This is a genomic window from Pandoraea pneumonica (genome assembly GCF_049918595.1).
Taxonomy (GTDB): domain Bacteria; phylum Pseudomonadota; class Gammaproteobacteria; order Burkholderiales; family Burkholderiaceae; genus Pandoraea; species Pandoraea pneumonica_A.
In genome coordinates, this window is record NZ_JBNCRZ010000001.1 from 217,006 (window position 1) to 234,214 (window position 17,209).

At 62.4% G+C, this 17,209-nt stretch carries 14 protein-coding genes; 7 read left to right on the forward strand and 7 right to left on the reverse strand.

What is annotated here, in order from left to right; genetic code table 11:
- Positions 1-174 precede the first annotated feature (174 nt).
- The gene (locus tag ACPWR9_RS01085) at positions 175-1,578 is read left to right on the forward strand and encodes an amino acid permease (protein WP_426312452.1); all 1,404 of its coding nucleotides are present in this window, start codon (positions 175-177) and stop codon (positions 1,576-1,578) included.
- A gap of 100 nt (positions 1,579-1,678) precedes the next feature.
- On the opposite strand, the gene ACPWR9_RS01090 is transcribed toward ACPWR9_RS01085, so the two are convergent.
- The 4 genes from ACPWR9_RS01090 to ACPWR9_RS01105 form a co-directional block, all read right to left on the reverse strand.
- Complete coding sequence (locus ACPWR9_RS01090) at positions 1,679-2,629, reverse strand: CobW family GTP-binding protein (RefSeq protein WP_426312454.1); 951 nt, start codon at positions 2,627-2,629, stop codon at positions 1,679-1,681.
- Positions 2,630-2,640: 11 nt separating this feature from the next.
- Complete coding sequence (locus ACPWR9_RS01095) at positions 2,641-4,308, reverse strand: amidohydrolase (protein ID WP_426312456.1); 1,668 nt, start codon at positions 4,306-4,308, stop codon at positions 2,641-2,643.
- Entirely contained in the window at positions 4,308-5,729 is a 1,422-nt protein-coding gene (locus ACPWR9_RS01100) for a sodium:solute symporter family protein (RefSeq protein ID WP_426312459.1), read from the reverse strand. Before ACPWR9_RS01100 ends, ACPWR9_RS01095 begins: the two co-directional genes overlap by 1 nt.
- 63 nt (positions 5,730-5,792) lie before the next feature.
- Positions 5,793-5,993: a DUF3311 domain-containing protein gene (locus tag ACPWR9_RS01105; protein WP_426312461.1), complete on the reverse strand. Its 201-nt coding sequence runs from the start codon at positions 5,991-5,993 to the stop codon at positions 5,793-5,795.
- A 571-nt stretch (positions 5,994-6,564) separates the two neighbouring features.
- On the opposite strand from ACPWR9_RS01105, the gene ACPWR9_RS01110 reads away from it, so the two are divergent.
- The 5 genes from ACPWR9_RS01110 to ACPWR9_RS01130 all read left to right on the forward strand — a co-directional run bounded on the left by ACPWR9_RS01110 (position 6,565) and on the right by ACPWR9_RS01130 (position 12,425).
- Entirely contained in the window at positions 6,565-8,025 is a 1,461-nt protein-coding gene (locus ACPWR9_RS01110) for an NAD(P)/FAD-dependent oxidoreductase (protein ID WP_426312463.1), read from the forward strand.
- Positions 8,026-8,083: 58 nt separating this feature from the next.
- Positions 8,084-8,473, forward strand: a complete 390-nt coding sequence (locus tag ACPWR9_RS01115) for a nuclear transport factor 2 family protein (RefSeq protein WP_426312465.1) — start codon at positions 8,084-8,086, stop codon at positions 8,471-8,473.
- A 230-nt stretch (positions 8,474-8,703) separates the two neighbouring features.
- Positions 8,704-10,536, forward strand: a complete 1,833-nt coding sequence (gene xsc / locus ACPWR9_RS01120) for a sulfoacetaldehyde acetyltransferase (RefSeq protein WP_174988049.1) — start codon at positions 8,704-8,706, stop codon at positions 10,534-10,536.
- A 76-nt stretch (positions 10,537-10,612) separates the two neighbouring features.
- Positions 10,613-11,653 carry a phosphate acetyltransferase gene (gene pta / locus ACPWR9_RS01125; protein WP_426312467.1) on the forward strand — a complete coding sequence of 347 codons (1,041 nt, stop codon included), beginning with the start codon at positions 10,613-10,615 and terminating at the stop codon, positions 11,651-11,653.
- Positions 11,654-11,657: 4 nt separating this feature from the next.
- Positions 11,658-12,425: a TSUP family transporter gene (locus ACPWR9_RS01130; RefSeq protein WP_426312469.1), complete on the forward strand. Its 768-nt coding sequence runs from the start codon at positions 11,658-11,660 to the stop codon at positions 12,423-12,425.
- On the opposite strand, the gene ACPWR9_RS01135 is transcribed toward ACPWR9_RS01130, so the two are convergent.
- Together ACPWR9_RS01135 and ACPWR9_RS01140 are read right to left on the reverse strand one after the other, a co-directional pair.
- Positions 12,426-14,165 (reverse strand): cobaltochelatase CobT-related protein, encoded by a 1,740-nt coding sequence (locus ACPWR9_RS01135; RefSeq protein ID WP_426312471.1) that lies wholly within the window; start codon positions 14,163-14,165, stop codon positions 12,426-12,428.
- On the reverse strand, positions 14,162-15,139 hold the full coding sequence (locus ACPWR9_RS01140; protein WP_426312855.1) for an AAA family ATPase: 978 nt from the start codon (positions 15,137-15,139) through the stop codon (positions 14,162-14,164). The genes ACPWR9_RS01135 and ACPWR9_RS01140 overlap by 4 nt, the downstream gene beginning before the upstream one ends.
- 252 nt (positions 15,140-15,391) lie before the next feature.
- Between ACPWR9_RS01140 and ACPWR9_RS01145 the strand changes: the two genes are divergently transcribed.
- Positions 15,392-16,180: an IclR family transcriptional regulator gene (locus ACPWR9_RS01145; protein WP_426312473.1), complete on the forward strand. Its 789-nt coding sequence runs from the start codon at positions 15,392-15,394 to the stop codon at positions 16,178-16,180.
- Between the two features lie 38 nt (positions 16,181-16,218).
- Here ACPWR9_RS01145 and ACPWR9_RS01150 read toward each other — a convergent pair whose 3' ends face one another.
- Complete coding sequence (locus ACPWR9_RS01150; protein WP_426312475.1) at positions 16,219-17,079, reverse strand: IclR family transcriptional regulator; 861 nt, start codon at positions 17,077-17,079, stop codon at positions 16,219-16,221.
- Between the last annotated feature and the right edge of the window lie 130 nt (positions 17,080-17,209).

Sequence of the window (17,209 nt, forward strand, 5' to 3'; positions counted from 1 at the left end):
CAGGAGGTTGTGTGGCAGTCGAGACATTGCAACGCGGGCGCCTTGTCCGCGAGCGGCATTTTGCCGCGTCCCCCCGTAATTTCCATTCCCCCGAACTCTCCCCGTCTTCCCCCAGCGACGTTCGTTCTCTCATCCTCGACAGCGGCTTCGTCGTACGCCCCATGGGAGGTCGCCATGGCCGGTCATGACAGCGGTGCGAAGCTGCATTCGAGCCTGAAGCAGCGCCACATGAGCATGATTGCGCTCGGTGGCGTGATCGGCGCAGGTCTTTTTGTCGGGAGTGGTGTCGTCGTGCACGCGGCAGGTCCGGCCGCCGTGCTGTCGTTTTTGATTACCGGTGCGCTCGTCGTGCTGGTCATGCGCATGCTGGGCGAAATGGCGTGTGCATTGCCTGCCGTCGGGTCGTTCTACGAGTACGCCCGCATGGCCTTCAGCGACAAGCCCGTGGGCGGTGAGTTGGCGGGTTTTCTGACCGGCTGGATGTACTGGTACTTCTGGGTGATCGTGGTCGCCGTCGAAGCGGTGGCGGGTGCGAACCTGATCCAGTTCTGGCTGCCGGACATTCCCGCGTGGGCCATCAGCCTCGTGCTGCTCGTCGTACTGACGCTGACCAATCTCGTTTCGGTGGCATCGTACGGTGAATTCGAATTCTGGTTTGCGTCGATCAAAGTCGCGGCGATTGTCGTGTTCCTGCTGCTCGGCGGCTTGTTCGTGTTCGGCATGTGGCCCGGCGCGGTAGCCAGCACCGGCCATCTGCTCTCGCACGGCGGCTTTATGCCCAACGGTATTGGGCCAGTGATGGCCGGGGCTGTGGCGGCAACAGGCTTCTACTTCGGCGCGGAGATCGTCACGATTGCCGCTGCGGAAGCCGCCGAGCCGCAACAGGCCGTCGCACGTGCCACGAACTCTGTGATCGGCCGCGTGCTGTTCTTCTACATCGGCTCGATCCTGCTCGTGGTGATGCTCGTGCCTTGGAACTCGGCCGGTATGGCCACGCCGTACGTGAGCGCGCTCGAAGCGATGCGTATCCCAGCCGCGGCGCACATCATGAATGCGGTGGTGCTCACGGCCGTGTTATCCGCGTTGAACTCGGGCTTGTACGCGTCGTCGCGCATGTTGTTTGCGCTCACGCGCCGTGGCGATGCACCCCGCTCGCTGGCCAAGCTCAACTCGCGCGGCGTGCCGGTGCGCGCGATTCTCGTGGGCACCTTGTTCGGTTATGCCGCCGTGGTCATGTCGTATGTGTCACCCGACACGGTGTTCGCGTTTCTCGTGAATTCGTATGGCACCGTGGCGATCTTCGTCTACGTGCTGATCGCGTTCTCGCAGTTGCGTCTGCGTAAGCGGTTGGAGCGCGAAGCACCGGGCAAGCTCAAGGTGCGTATGTGGTGCTTCCCCTACCTCACGTGGGTCGCCATTATCGGCATGCTGTCGATCGTCGGCGCGATGGCGTTCATTCCCGATCAACGCACGCCGCTGGCGCTAGGCATCGTCAGCCTAACCGTGCTGCTCGTCGCGTTCACGGTACGTTCGATCTGGCGCAAGCTGCGCTCACCGGACCCGGGTTACGAGATCTGATCGCGTACACGGATGCGTGAATATCGATACGGGCGGCAGATTCTGCCGCCCGTATTGTTTTCAGTGAAGCGAAAGGGAACGTTAAGAAACGACGGTTACGTCAGCAGCAAGCGTCGTGAAGGGCTTGGGTCAAATGCTGCCGCTCTTGGTCAGTGAAGAGGCCGATGATGACAATCACCGACGATTGCGAAGGAATATCCGGGCGCCGGGTCAGCATCGAGCGACGGCCCACGACATGCAGCTCTGTCATCACACCGGATTGCAGCGAGACGAAGCCCTTGGCACGCCAGAGTTGACCGGGGTACATCGCGAGTGCGGCTTTCAACTGGGTGCGGTCGAAGACCTGTGACGTTTCCACGTTGAAGCTGCGCAGACCAGCCGGTAGCGGTTGGGTGGCGGGACGTATTGCACGAGAAGGAAAACGCCCCGCTGCTGCGGGCATCGTCATCTCGTCGTCAGGCATCAAAACGGCGGCAGGCACGACACCGTCCTGAGCCGTCACGACAACCTGTGTCGCGCCCAGTGACGCCAAGCGACGTTTCACCGCATGAAGCTTTTCATCGCTGACGAGATCCGACTTCGTCAGCACGAGCGTGCTGGCGGCTTCGATTTGCTTGCGCGCGATATCGCCGACGTATCGATCGTCCAGCACGTCGTCGATACCGTCCACGTCGACGGCGACCACGATGCCGTGCAATCGGAACGCCCGGTCGAGCAACCCGACCTGCGCGATACGCACCGGATCGGAGACACCGCTCGCTTCGATCACGAGTAAGTCGGGACGGTCCGCGCGCTCACCGAGCGCCAGCAACGTCTCCACGAGACGCCCGCCGATGGTGCAGCACACGCAGCCGTTCTCCAGCCCGATCACATCGTCGCCGCGCTCACGAATGAGTGCAGCGTCGACGTTGATCGAACCGAAGTCATTGACGAGGACGGTCACACGCAAGCCGTCGGCATTGCGCAGCAGTGCATTGACCAACGTCGTCTTGCCCGCACCGAGATAGCCACCCAGCACGATCATGGGAATCGGCGGGCGGGTTTCTTTCATCGCGATGGCCATCAAGCGGGGGAGCGAAACACCTCACCGCCCAGCACAGTGCCCCAGACAGGCATCTGACGCAGGTCGTCGATCGGTACCTCGAACGGGTCGGCATCGAGCACAGCGAAATCTGCATACTTGCCAACTTCGATGCTGCCGATCAGGTGATCCATCCCGAGCGAGAACGCGGCGCCCAACGTCACTGCACGCAAAGCGTCGGCCACCGGCAGACGCAGCGACTCGCCGAGAATTCGCCCTGACGACGTCTCTCGCTTCGCTGCGCACCATGCGGTGAACAGCGGGTTGAGTTGCGTGATCGGTGCGTCCGAATGCAAGGCGAACGGCAGCCCGAGTTGTCGGGCCAGCTCGGCGGCATCCATGCGATTCGCGCGATCTGGACCCATCGTCTGGTGGTAATGCGCATCGCCCCAGTAATACACATGGTTGGCGAAGAAGTTGACGCACATGCCTAGTCGTTGCGCGCGCGTGAGTTGCGCCACATCGGCCATCTGGCAGTGCTGCAATGTATGACGATGGTCCACGCGCGGATGGCGCTCGAGCAGCGTTTCGATGGCGTCGAGCACCACCTCGGTCGCTTCATCGCCATTCGTGTGGATATGCATCTGCAAACCTGCCGCATGGAACGGCATGAACGTGTCGACCAGTTGCGATGGCGGAATCAGCCAAAGGCCGTTGGGCTTGCCATTGAAATACCCCGGCCAGCGCACGCGCGCGGTAAAGCCCTGAATCGAGCCGTCGACGATGAACTTCACCGGCCCGTAATGCAACTTGTCGGTATTGCATTCGCGTGCGTTCAGCACCCGTTGCGGGCCGCCTTCCGGGCATCGTTGCGGCGCGAACGCGGGCACGATGCGGATGGGATACGCCGGGTCGGCAGTGATTTCATGCAGATTGGCGTTACCGGTCTCGGTCAGATCGTTGACGAGGTCGGTGGCCGTGGTCACACCAGCGAGCTGCGCGACGCGTCCGAAATTCCAGATCGCGCGTGGGCTCTCGCTGGCGGCAATCGACAAGCCTTCACCGATCACGCGATACACAGGGAACATCGCCGCGAACTCCTGCAACTCGCCCGTCGGCTCGCCGTCGCCCCCCATCACGACGCCTTCAACGTCGGTGTCGCCGTCGATACCCGCCAGTTCGAGCATCGCCGTGTTCACATTCATCAGGTGCACGCTGGCATGCAGAATCGCGATGGGCCGCGTGATCGAGATCGTATCGATGTCGCGCGCGACCAGCGGCGTGCCCTCGAAGAAGATCGGGTCGTAGCCCCAAGCGAGCAAAGGCTTGTGATCGTCCGTCAGCTGACGCTCCGCTTCACGCAGCCGCTCGATGACGGCAGCGGGTGTCTTCAACCCCTCCCACAAATGACCATCTGGCCCGCGCCGGTCGTAGTAGCCCACGTAGACGGCATCCCACATCGCGCCTTCCATCAGGTGGCAATGCCCTTCGACCAGACCAGGCATCAGCACCTTGTCGCGCAGCGACTCGTCGGGTGCCACGTCGGTCCAGCGGCGTATGTCGTCCAAGCTGCCGACCGCCAGAATCCGGCCGTCGCGCACGGCGACGTGCGTGGCAACCGGTTGCGCCGGGTTCATCGTCAGAATCTTGCGTGCCGCGAAAACACGCACGTCGCTCGCGGGTACTGCCTTGCTGTCTCTGTCTGTCATTACGACTTCTTGTAAGTGGAAAGCGTCCCTACGGCCGGCCCCATCGCACGCTCGCGACTGCCGCCGAGAATCAGATGAAGCACCGCCATGACGACGACGTTGACGATCAGGCAGATCAGCCCGAGGTTCACGCCGCCCAGGTCGGGGTTCTTGAAGTAAAGCACGAGTGCGAGCCCTTGTCCTGCGAGCACCCCGGCGGCGACCGCTGTTGCACGAACGCGCAAACGGAACACCACGGCGATCACGCCCGGCAGGAATTGCGTCACGCCGTAGTAGGCCATGTTGATGAGCGTGAGCATCAGGTTCGGCGTGAGCAGCGTCAGCACGATAGAGCCGAGCAGATACAGCACGATCACGACCTTCGAGCTGGTCTTCTGACGATGCTCCGGCATTCCCGACAAGATGTTTCGCGTCACGATCGGGCCCAGTGCAAGGCAAATACCGGCGAGCACGAGCAACCCCGAGAGTGCGGCGCCAGCGGCCACCAACCCCACGAGCCACGGCGGCAGCAGTTGCGTCACGGCGGCGAAGAACGCTTCGTTCGGCGAGCTCAGCTGGATATTCTGGCTAATGGCGTAGTACGAAGCGAGCACAAGAAACGGATACATCAGCATGTACAACGGCATGGCGACTTGCGTGCGGCGAATCGTGCTGGCGCTCTTTGCCGTGAAGAAGTTCTGCACGCCAAACGGCATCACGTACATGCCTAGCGACTGGAACACGATGGTCGTCATCGCGAACGTGAGTTGCTGCGTACTCATCGCGTTGCTCACATGCTGGCTCGCGGCTTGGAACACAGGCGTTACACCCGCCTCCCACGCCACGGCGACACCGGTGATGACAATCGCAGCGACCATCAGGATGTCTTTGAGCACAGCGATATACGCCGAGGCACGCACGCCGGCAATCGCGATGTAGATAAACGCGAGCAGCGCGGAGAACGAAATCAGCCACAGCGGTTGAAAGTTCCAGCCCAGCCCCTTGAGCGCCGCGACCAGTCCGGTGAATTGCAACTGGCCCCAGGGCAGCAGGAACACGATGGCGGTCACTGCGACCACCAGTTCGAGAAAGCGGCTGTTGAAGTGTCCCTTGAACAGATCAGGCAGCGTGATCGCGTTGTAGCGCTTGCCCGCGTCCCAGATTTTCGGTCCGAGGAAATACCCGACCGGGTAGGCCAGCAGGATGTAGCCGAGGAACCACACACCATACGTCGGCCCCTTGGCGTAGATGCCGCCGGGAAAACCGACCATTGTGCCAATGCTGTAAATCTCGCCCGCAGCGAGAAAGAACACGAGCCACGCGCCGAACTGGCGCGAAGCCACGAAGAAGTCGTGCATGCTCTGCGGCCCGCGGCCACCGCGCGCTCGCAATGCGAGATAGACCGACAACAAAATGAAGCCGGCAAAAATGAGAGTAGCCATCGACGCAATCTCCGAAAGGCTCGTAGCGAACTAAAGGGGTGACGGGTGAGCCGAGATAGCTCGTCAGGCGGGATCTTCGACTTGATGGCGGTCGAAGAGCGTCCAGCACAGATACAGGCAACCCGAGGTGAGTACGAACCAGAGGAAGATCCAGCCGTAGATAAACGGCACGCCAAGCACATACCGGTCGACGGATGCCGCCCACGGCAGCAGCCCGACGACCCCGAGATACGGCAAACCAAGTCCAATCAACAATCTGAGCATGTCCTGTCTCCGGCACGCGACACGTTGTTCGGCAGCAGTGCGCCAGTGTGGCTGGCGACGCCTTGGCCACGTCATCGAGCGATGCTCTGCGGCCATTTGTCTGACCCTGGGGCCATTTGTCTGGCCTGGGGCCAGTTCACCCTAATTCCGGGCTCGCGTTGCCCGGCCAAAGGGGCGAGCGCAAGGAATGAGCCGAAGTGAATATCGGGAATATTCGCGAGGGTCGTGACGCAGCGATCGCCCCTTTGGGTGGGCAACCCAGAGGGAACGTGCCCTACCGGCCGTCTGGCGGCGTTGCCCGCAGCTTGCTTGGAGCGACCAAGCGGCGCTGCGAGCGCCTTGCCAGCCAGCCGGTAGAACACGTTCGCGAGCCCGGAATTAGGGTGAGCTGGCCCCAGTATCTACAGCCAAAAATCATGAAGTTTAGAGCCACATCGCAGAAACGTGTGGTGCCAGCGGTGTGATTTTCGTGGACCAGCGACGATGCGCTGCGGTTGTGCCGACGGTGCTTTTCGCTGGCACCATCACAAAGCGCCGGTGGTACTAATGCGCGGAAATTGTTCTTGGCAGTATGGGCTCATTTCCTCAGGAGCCTACCGTGGGTACGATTGATTCCTTCGCGCTGGATCGTCGCTCCGAAGCTGCGCCATACGATCCGCTTTACGATCCGCTCGTCTCGGCAAACCCGGGACTCGGCATGGATTACGCACCGACCTACTGGGTCGCCACCGCAGGCGATCCGCCCGAAGACGATGGCCCGTTACCCGGCGATGCCGACGTCGATGTGGTGATCGTCGGTGCTGGCTTCACGGGCTTATCCACGGCACTCTTTCTCGCTCGCGAACACGGCATCCGCGCGACGGTGCTCGAAGCGAACCGCACCTGCTGGGGCTGCACCAGCCGCAACGGCGGACAAGGCCAGAACGCCAGCGGACGTCTCTATCGCTCGCAATGGATCGAGCGCTGGGGCAAAGAAACCGCACTGAAGCTCGATGCCGAAATTCGCGAAGGCTTCGACACGTTCAAGTCGCTGATCGCCGAAGTGCCCTCGTGCGACCCGCAACCGGGCGGCCATCTCTACATTGCCCACCGCGAGCGCAAGATGGACTTCCTGCGCAACGAAGCCAAAGTGATGCGCGACGTGTTCGGTTACGACACACGCATTCTTTCGCGCGAGGAAGTGAGCGAGCAATACGTCGACGATCAGGAGAATTGCGGCGCACTGCACGAGCCGGACGGCATCGGCGTGCACCCGCTCAAGCTCGCATTCGGCTATTTGCGCATGGCGCGTGCGCTCGGTGCCCGCGTGCATCCGTCCACGCCCGTGCTAAGCGTCGAGACGATCAACGGCGTGCATCACGTGCGCACGCCGCGCGGTGTGGTGCGTGCCAAGGCGGTCGCTTTTGCGACGGGTGGCTACACCCGCAACGATGTGACGAAAGCGTTGCGCTCGAAGATCATGCCGATCCTCTCGAACTCGCTCGTCACGCGTGTGCTTACGCCTGAAGAGCTTGCCGCGACCAACTTCCGCACGCACGAAGTCATCACCGACACGCGCACGCTCCGCTATTACTACCGCCTGTTGCCCGACAACCGGTTGCAAATCGGCAGTCGCAGTTCGATCACCGGGGCCGATGCGCAAAATCCGAAACATATGGCGGTGCTGGTCGAAGGACTGCATCGCAAATTCCCCGCGCTGCGCGGCATTCGCGTGGATTACTCGTGGTGGGGCTGGGTCGACGTCAGTCACGACATGATGCCGCGCGTGACGCAACCCGATCCGCGCCAGAGCCTGTTCTATGCCGTGGGTTACGGCGGCAACGGCGTGTCGTTCTCGGCCCATGCCGGACGCCGTCTTGCACAACGCATTGCCGGTGAGCGCGATCCGTCGTGGAGCCTGCCGATTTACGACTCCGCGCTGCAATATCCGAACGTGTTCGGCACGGTGCAATGGCAAGGCTTCGCGCCGTTCCGCCGTATCGGCCAGCGCTTCCTATATCAACGCTATCACGCACAAGACGAAGCGCGTTGATGCGTCACGCGCCGTGTTTCATCCGCCTCATCCGTTTCACTTGCTTTTGGACTTATCAATGACGACACCGAACACTTCCGCCGACATCCAGTTGCTTGCGACTTTCAACGACGCCTGGAACCGGCACGACATCGAGGCCCTCATGGCCTGCATGACCGACACGTGTGTGTTTCACGCCGTCGCTGGCCCCGACATGATGGGCCGCACGTTCGAGGGCCGCGAGGCCGTGCGCGCCGCTTTCCAATCGGCGTGGGAAAACTTCCCCGACGCGTCGTGGACTGAGGGCGAGCACTTCGTGAGCGGCAATCGCGGCGTATCCGAATCGACGTTTCGCGGCACCAAGGCCGACGGCACGCGCGTCGAGGCGCGCATGGTCGACGTCTTCACGCTGCGCGACGGCAAGATCGAAGTGAAAAACGCGTTCCGCAAAGATCGCCCGGCGTTCTGACAGGCCCTAGACGCCAGGTTTTCCGCCCCGCCTGCCGGGGCATTTTTTCTTTCGGCGTGCAGTGAGCACCGGCTCGACACTATCGCTCAAGATTTTTCGTTGCATTTTTCAATACAAAACATACCAAAAAATAAAAATACCGATTGACCGAGGCGAGTGAATCACCTAGATTTCCACTTACGCAACGAAATCGGAATTATTTGTTCCGTTTATTTTTCACTGGAGACACCATGAACGCCAAAGACCCGGCTACGGCCACCCAGCAACTCACGGCCACGGACGCCGGCCCGCAGACCATGACGCCGTCCGAGGCGTTTGTCGAAACGATGGTTGCCAACGGCGTAAGCGAGATGTTCGGCATCATGGGCTCGGCCTTTATGGATGCGATGGATATCTTCGCGCCCGCCGGTATTCGTCTGATTCCGGTCGTGCACGAGCAAGGCGCGGGTCACATGGCCGACGGCTATGCTCGCGTGTCGGGCCGCCATGGTGTCGTGATCGGCCAGAACGGCCCCGGCATCAGTAACTGCGTGACGGCCATTGCCGCCGCTTACTGGGCGCACAGCCCGGTCGTGATCGTGACGCCGGAAGCGGGCACGATGGGTATCGGCCTCGGTGGCTTCCAGGAAGCGAAGCAACTGCCGATGTTCCAGGAATTCACGAAGTACCAAGGTCACGTGACGCACCCGGCTCGCATGGCGGAATTCACGGGCCGCTGCTTCGACCGCGCCATGGCCGAAATGGGCCCGACGCAACTCAATATTCCGCGCGACTACTTCTACGGCCAGATCAAGGCCGAGATTCCGCAACCGCAACGCCTTGACCGCGGTGCCGGTGGCGAAGAACGCCTGAACGAAGCGGCCGAACTGCTGGCACAGGCCAAGTTCCCGGTCATCATCTCGGGCGGCGGCGTGGTCATGGCCGACGCGATCGAGGAATGCAAGGCACTCGCCGAGCGTCTGGGTGCACCGGTCGTCAATAGCTACCTGCACAACGACTCGTTCCCGGCTAACCATCCGCTGTGGTGCGGCCCGCTCGGCTATCAGGGCTCGAAGGCAGCGATGAAGCTGCTCGCCCAAGCCGACGTGGTCGTCGCGCTCGGCTCGCGCCTCGGACCGTTCGGCACGCTGCCGCAACACGGTCTCGACTACTGGCCGAAGAACGCCAAGATCATCCAGATCGATGCCGATCACAAGATGCTCGGCCTCGTGAAGAAGATCTCGGTCGGTATCTGCGGCGATGCGAAGGCAGCAGCCGTCGCGTTGTCGCAGCGTCTGGCAGAACGCACGCTCGCTTGCGACGCGACGCGCGGTGCTCGCGCCGACCAAATTGCTACGGAAAAGGCCGCGTGGGAGAAGGAACTGGACGAGTGGACCCACGAGCGCGATCCGTACAGCCTCGACATGATCGAAGAGCAGTCGAAGGAGCGCACGTTCAACGGCGGCACGTATCTGCACCCGCGTCAGGTCCTGCGCGAACTCGAGAAGGCCATGCCGGAAGACGTGATGGTCTCGACCGACATCGGCAACATCAACTCGGTGGCTAACAGCTACCTGCGCTTTAACAAGCCGCGCAGCTTCTTCGCCGCGATGAGCTGGGGCAATTGCGGTTACGCGTTCCCGACGATCATCGGCGCGAAGGTGGCAGCACCGCACCGCCCCGCGATCTCGTACGCCGGTGACGGCGCCTGGGGCATGAGCCTGATGGAAACGCTCACGTGCGTGCGCCACAACATTCCGGTCACGGCCGTGGTGTTCCACAACCGCCAATGGGGCGCGGAGAAGAAGAACCAAGTGGACTTCTACAACCGCCGCTTCGTCGCAGGTGAACTGGAAACGGCCAGCTTCGCCGGTATCGCCAAAGCCATGGGCGCGGAAGGCATCGTGGTCGATCGCCTGGAAGATGTCGGCCCGGCGCTCAAGAAGGCTATCGATCTGCAAATGAATCACGGCAAGACGACCATCATCGAAATCATGTGTACCCGCGAGCTGGGCGATCCGTTCCGCCGCGACGCGCTCTCGAAGCCGGTGCGTATGCTCGACAAGTACAAGGACTACGTCTGATCGTCTGCTGTTAGCGGTGTGATAGCGCTCCCGGCTCTGTGGGTGCCGGGGGCGCTTTTTTTCTGGATTCGACATCATGAAAGCCATCAACCGCATTCTCGACACAGCGCGCAGCGCCCCCCAGCGCATCGTGCTGTGCGAGTCGGAAGACCTCCGGGTGCTTGAGGCCGCTGCCCGCGCCACGCGCGAGGGCATCGCCCGCATCGTGCTCGTTGGCGATATCAACAAGACGTTGCAAGCGGCGGACAACGCAGGCATCGACCTTGCTGGCATGCAAGTGATCGATCCGGTGACGTCGCCGTTGTCCGAAGAATTTGCCCGCACATGGTTTGCCATGCGCGAGAAGAAAGGCATCACGCGAGAGCAGGCGTCGATCGAGATGCGCACGCCACTGGGCTTCGCCAACATGATGCTGCGCTGCGGTCATGCCGACGGGTCGGTGGCCGGCGCGGTCAACACCACCGCCGACGTGGTTCGTATGGCCATTCAACTGGTTGGCGTGCAGCCGTCGTTCCAACTCGTGTCGAGCTTCTTCCTGATGATGCTCTGCGAGCCGTTTCACACGATGAAGGGCGGGTTGATCTTTTCCGACTGCGCACTGGTGGTCGATCCTGACGCGGCGCAATTGGCGCAAATCGCCATGGCCGCTGCGGACAGCGCGCAAGCATTGCTGATGGAACCACCGCGCGTGGCGATGTTGTCGTTCTCCACCAGCGGCAGCGCCAAGCACGCGGCCGTCGACAAGGTGGTCGAAGCCACGACCCTCGTGAAAGCAGCGCGCCCGCACCTCGCGATCGACGGTGACGTGCAACTCGACGCCGCCATCGTCTCCGAAATCGCGCAACGCAAAGTGCCGCATTCGCAAGTGGAAGGCCATGCGAACACGTTGATCTTCCCGAGCCTCGACGCCGGGAATATCGGCTACAAGCTCGCGGAACGCATCGGCGGTGCCAAGGCCATCGGGCCGTTGCTGCAAGGGCTGAATCGCCCCGCGAACGACCTCTCGCGCGGCTGTAGTGCGGACGATATCTATTACGTGATCGGCGTCACGTGCGTGCAGGCGCAGGCCGCGCAGGCTCGCCTCGCCAGCACGGCAGCACCGGTAGCCGCCGCATGACGGCATGACGCTATCGTCGGTCCTATCCGCGCTGCCGTTACTGCTTCTGCTCGGCTTCGCGACGTATTTTCAAACGGTGACCGGCTTCGGTCTCGGCATGATCGTGCTCGGTGGTGCCAGCGGCTTTGGGCTGGCGCCCGTCGCGAGCGTGGCGATTCTGGTGAGTCTGGTCACGCTCATCAATAGCGCCCTCGCACTGCCCGGCACGTGGCATCACATCGATTGGCGCGCAGTAGGCGCGGCCACACTCGGCATCATTCCCTCGGTTGTCATCGGCGTGTTGCTGTTCGACTATCTCAACGGCATGGCGTCGAATTTTCTGCATCTGCTGCTGGGTGCCGCCGTGCTTTATGGCGGCATCGGGTCAGCGCTGCGACCGGCACCGAAAACCGAACGGTCAGGCGATAAAGGATTCTTCTACAGCGGTATTTTCGGTGGGCTGCTTAGTGGGATGTTTGGCATCTCCGGGCCGCCGTTGATCTTCTATTTCTATCGGCAACCGCTCACGCTGGTGCAAATCCGGTGCGCACTGATTCTGCTGTTCGCCGTGACCGCATCGATTCGCACGATCTACAGTGCCTTTGCAGGCCAACTGCCTGCGCCGGTGTGGTGGCAAGCGGCGATGGCGCTGCCTATTGTGGCGTTGGCGACGGTGCTTGGCCGCAGCCATCCGCCGCCGCTCTCGGGCGTCACCACGCGGCGCATCGCCTTTATCACGCTGATGCTGTTGGGCGCTCATCTGATGATTAGCGCCCTGCTCCACATGCTGTAATCAATGCCCGCGTCGCCCGCCGCTGCCGATCCAATCCACCAGTTTGGCGAACATCGTCATGTCGGGCGGCGCAGTGAGATCGAGTGCCAGCGAGTTGCGATAGTACGGGCTTAGATCGAGTCCGACGCCAAGGCCAAGCACTTCCACGTCGCCGCGCGCTTGCTGCTGCGCCACGACCTCGCGCAGATGGTGATCGAGATAGTGTTCGTCGTTGACTTGATTCGTCGCGGCATCCATCGGGCTGCCGTCGGAGATCACGATCAGCAGGCGACGGTTCGCCACACGCGAGCGCAGCCGCTCGCAGGCCCACGTCACCGCTTCGCCATCGACACCTTCGCGAAACAGGTCCGCTTTGAAGAGCGAGGCGATATCCGTACGCGCGCGCCGCCAACTCGTCACCGCGTCTTTAAAGATCAGGTGCGAGACTTCGTTCAGCCGCCCCGGAAACGACGGCTTGCCACGCGCCAGCCAGTCAGTGCGTGCACGTCCGCCATTCCACGCGCCGGTCGTGAAACCGAGAATTTCGTTGGTCACGCCAGCGGCATCGAGTGCGCGGGAGAGCACGTCGACAATCATGCCGACCGACTCGATCTGCGCCTTCATCGAACCCGAGCAATCGATCAGAAAACTCACCATCGATTCGGCGATGAGCGTGTGCTTTTCCAGTCGGAAGAGACGGCGCTCCGCTGGCGAGCTGACCAGTTGCGCCAGCCGTCGGCCATCGATACGCCCCTGCTCTTCGCCGAACGACCAGCCGTCGCGCTGCGGGACCGCTAGCGCAGCTTTCAGCGCACGTGCGAGACGCGGCACGTTGATCGCCTGCGCAACGATGCGCTCGTCGAGTCGTTCGCGAAATTCGGTGAGCAATGCGCGGCGCACCAGTGCGCCCGCGTACACCTCGCGGTCGTAGCGCGTCGTAAAGACCCGATAGCCCTGATCCGACGCCTTCAGCACACGGCTGTCGCCCGAGTGGGCGAGCGTGATGCCGTCTTCTTCCTTCTCGTCGAAGTCGAGAAACAGCGAAAACGCGTTGCGGACACCCTTTTGGTCTTCCTCATCCTTGGGGGCGGCATCGGCCGCCTCGCCGCTCGCCGAGCGGATCATGGCAGCGATCTCGGCGGCCAATTCGCGGGCGTATACGGCAAACGCGGCCTGATCGGCCCGCGTGCGGCGCATGCCCGCCAACGCGCCGCCGATACGCGGTGCGATGGCCATGCGCGTGGCTTCGATGAGCCCTTCCGTCTCTTCGATCACCGGGTAAGTCGTCAGCCGCGACCAACTCATTTGTGCGACGGTGTAGAGCAACAATCCGACATGACTGTCGGCCACCCCCGTCTCGTGCATCGCCCGCGACCAGGCTTCGAAACGCTCGCGCAGGTTCTTTGCGATGCCCGGCATGCCAGGCGGCACGAAGGTTTCGCAGCGCAGCTGTTCGAGGAGCTCGAATAGCAGCCGCTCCAGCGACGCTTCGGGCAGCAGGCTGCGATGCAACGCTGCATCGCTGTGACGCAGTCGCAGTGCCGCGCCATCGGCCGCACCGCGTAGCGAGCGGAACGGGTCGTGGGGCGTCGGCAGGGTTTGCAGATGCGGCGCATGCAGCGGCAGCGGACGCATGTTCCGACACAACCGCGAGCCGCTGTAGTGAAGCGCCGCGTCGCCGGTCAGTGCGCGCACGGTGGCCGCGCACAGCGCCTCGCCGCGCGCGGCACGACGGGCAGCTTCGCGATCGGAGATCGTCATGACGCATCGGCCAGCAACGAGCGTGCACCGTCGTCGAACGGCAACTCGTGACCAAATGCGCGCTGGTAGTACTCGGCGACGATGGGCCGCTCGGCTTCGTCGCACTTATTCAAGAACGTCAGCCGGAACGCCAACCCGGGGTCGCGGAAGATGCCCACGTTCTCGGCCCAGTTGATGACCGTGCGCGGCGACATCAGCGTCGACAGATCACCGGTGGCGAAGCCTTTGCGCGTGAGTTCCGCGACGCTGACCATCGAATCGATCAACGTGCGCCCGGCGTCTGTACCCAACTCCGGAACGCGCGCCAACACGATGCCTGCCTCGTCTTCACGGGACAGATAGTTGAGCGTGGCGACCACGTTCCAGCGATCGATCTGCGCGTGATTGAGTACCTGCGTGCCGTGATACAGGCCATTCAAATTGCCAAGACCGACGGTGTTCGTCGTTGCGAACATGCGAAACCCCGGGTGCGGGTGAATCACGCGGTTCTGATCGAGCAGCGTGAATTTGCCCTCGCGCTCGAGAATGCGCTGGATCACGAACATCACGTCGGGGCGGCCCGCGTCGTATTCATCGAAGATCAGCGCCACAGGGCGTTGCAACGCCCACGGCACGATGCCTTCTTGAAACTCGGTGACTTGATAACCGTCGCGCACGACGATGGCGTCTTTGCCGACGAGATCGAGGCGGCTGATATGGCCGTCGAGATTCACACGCACGCACGGCCAATTCAGGCGCGCGGCGACTTGTTCGATATGTGTCGATTTGCCCGTGCCGTGCATCCCCTGCACCATCACGCGCCGGTTGTTCATGAAGCCCGCGAGGATGGCGAGCGTCACATCGGCGTTGAACCGATACGCCGCGTCGATCTCAGGGACATGATCGTCGCGCTCGCGGTAAGCAGGCACCTTCAGATCGACATCGATGCCGAACACGCTGCGCGCATCGACCCAATGGTCGGGGTGCTCTGGCATCGTCTGGCTGGGGGTTTGATTCTGGCTTTGCATCGCGTTCGTCTCCTGTACCGCGCCACCGGGCTTTCATTTTCGGCATCATATCGCTAAATATTTTTAGAAACAATTTGTTCCGAAAAATAAAATTAGCAATTGACGCACGCGATAGCGTCGTCTACATTCGAGCGAACTGAAACGCATCGGACCCTGCCAATGCCGTTCGACCACCCGTTTGGGTACAATACCGCTGATCCATTTTCCGGAACGGCGCATATGAACGACGCAGCGACCAAGAGCGACTCCTCGGTAGACGGCAAGGCCGACACCCCGACCCTGCGGGCGTTCGCCTTACTGGAATATCTGGTGGCCGCTGACGCCCCGGTCTCGCTCGCGGACATGGCGCACGACATCCAGATGCCCAAGGCATCGCTGCATCGCATGCTCGGCTCGCTCGAAGCCGGTGGTCTCGTGATTCGTGAGCCCGGTCAGAAAAACGCCTATGTGATTGGCCCGCGTCTCGCCCAACTGAGTCTGGGCGTGATGATGCAGGCGGGGGCGCGCCGCATGCGCCACGCCATTCTCGGCCGCCTGGTCGCCGACCTCGGCGAGACCTGCAACCTCACGATGCTCCACGAGACGGAAGTGCTCTATCTCGACCGCATGGAAGCGCCGTGGCCGCTGCGCCTCGATCTCAAACCCGGTTCGCACGTGCCCGCGCACAGCAGCGCCAGCGGCAAACTGCTGCTCGCCATGATGCCGCGCGAACAGCGTGCTGCGCTCCTGCGTGCCATGAAGCTGCAACGCTTCACGCCCAACACGCTGACCGATCCCGAACTGCTCGAGAGCGAACTCGACCGCATCGCCCATAAGGGCATTGCTGTCGATAACGAGGAGTTTGTGCTGGGCATCGCCTGCGTCGCGGCGCCGGTGATGAAGGAAGACGGTCAGTGCATCGCCGCCATCGCTGTGCACGCACCGGTGTCGCGCACGTCGCTGTCGAAAGCGATGGAGTTCGTGCCTCGCTTGCAAGAAGCCGCCAAGGAACTCGCCAGAACGTTCTGATTGCCGTGCGGGCGTGTGCCGCCGGGCACATTGCCCAATCAGACCCTCTCCGCGTCGGCCTTCTTCGCCAACGCCTCTGTCTTGCTCGTGCGCTGCCAGTCGAGTAGCGGTACGAGCGCCGTCGCCGTCTCGCGCAGCGTCGGCACCAGCCCCAGCAATTCCTCCAACGTCACGCGTGCGGTCGGGCCATGCACGGCCAGTACCGCGCGCACGTGTCCATCGTCGGGCGCGCGCACCGGCACACCGACGGCCACCATGCCGCGCACGAACTCTTCGTTGTCGATGCCGATGCCGCGTGCGGCAAGTCGATCAAGCTCCGCGTCGAGCAAACTGGTGTCCGTGATCGTGCGTGGGGTCATCCGTTTGAGCGTCAAACGCGAGAGCACCGCGCGCCGCTCGGCCAACGGCATCTGCGACAGAAACAACTTGCCGCTCGCCGTGCAATGCAACGGCACACGCATGCCCGGGTGCATCTGCATGCGTAGCGGTTCGCTGGTTTCCACGCGTTCGATGTAAAGCACTTCATCGCCGTCGAGCGCCGTCAGGTTGACGGTCTCGCCCACGCGATCGACCAGCGCGCGCAACAACGAGCGTGCTGCGCGTGTGAAGTTGTTATTCGCCAGCGTCACCAACGCCAGCCGCGCCGCACGAGGCCCCAGGGACAGCCCGCGCTCCGAGCCGCGCGAATCGGGCACATGCGCTACATAGCCGCACAACTCCAGCGCCTCGATCAGCCGCATGAGCGTGGCCTTGGGGATCGACAGGCGCGTGGCCAGTTGCGAAAGCGTATAAGGCTGCCCGGCGATGGCCAGACGCTCGATGATCGCCAGTGCCCGCAGGTTACGCGCCTCTTCGCTCGCGCGAATGTCCAGTTCGTCCAGCGTGCCTGTCTCGCGCATCGCGCCTCCTCGCACCCGATCATCAAAATAAAAGAAACAAAATATACCAATTATTTGATTACCATCAGCCCCGGGATTACCCCGGTTTGCGTGACATTTGGCAAACAACGATCACGTAAGTCCGCTCGGA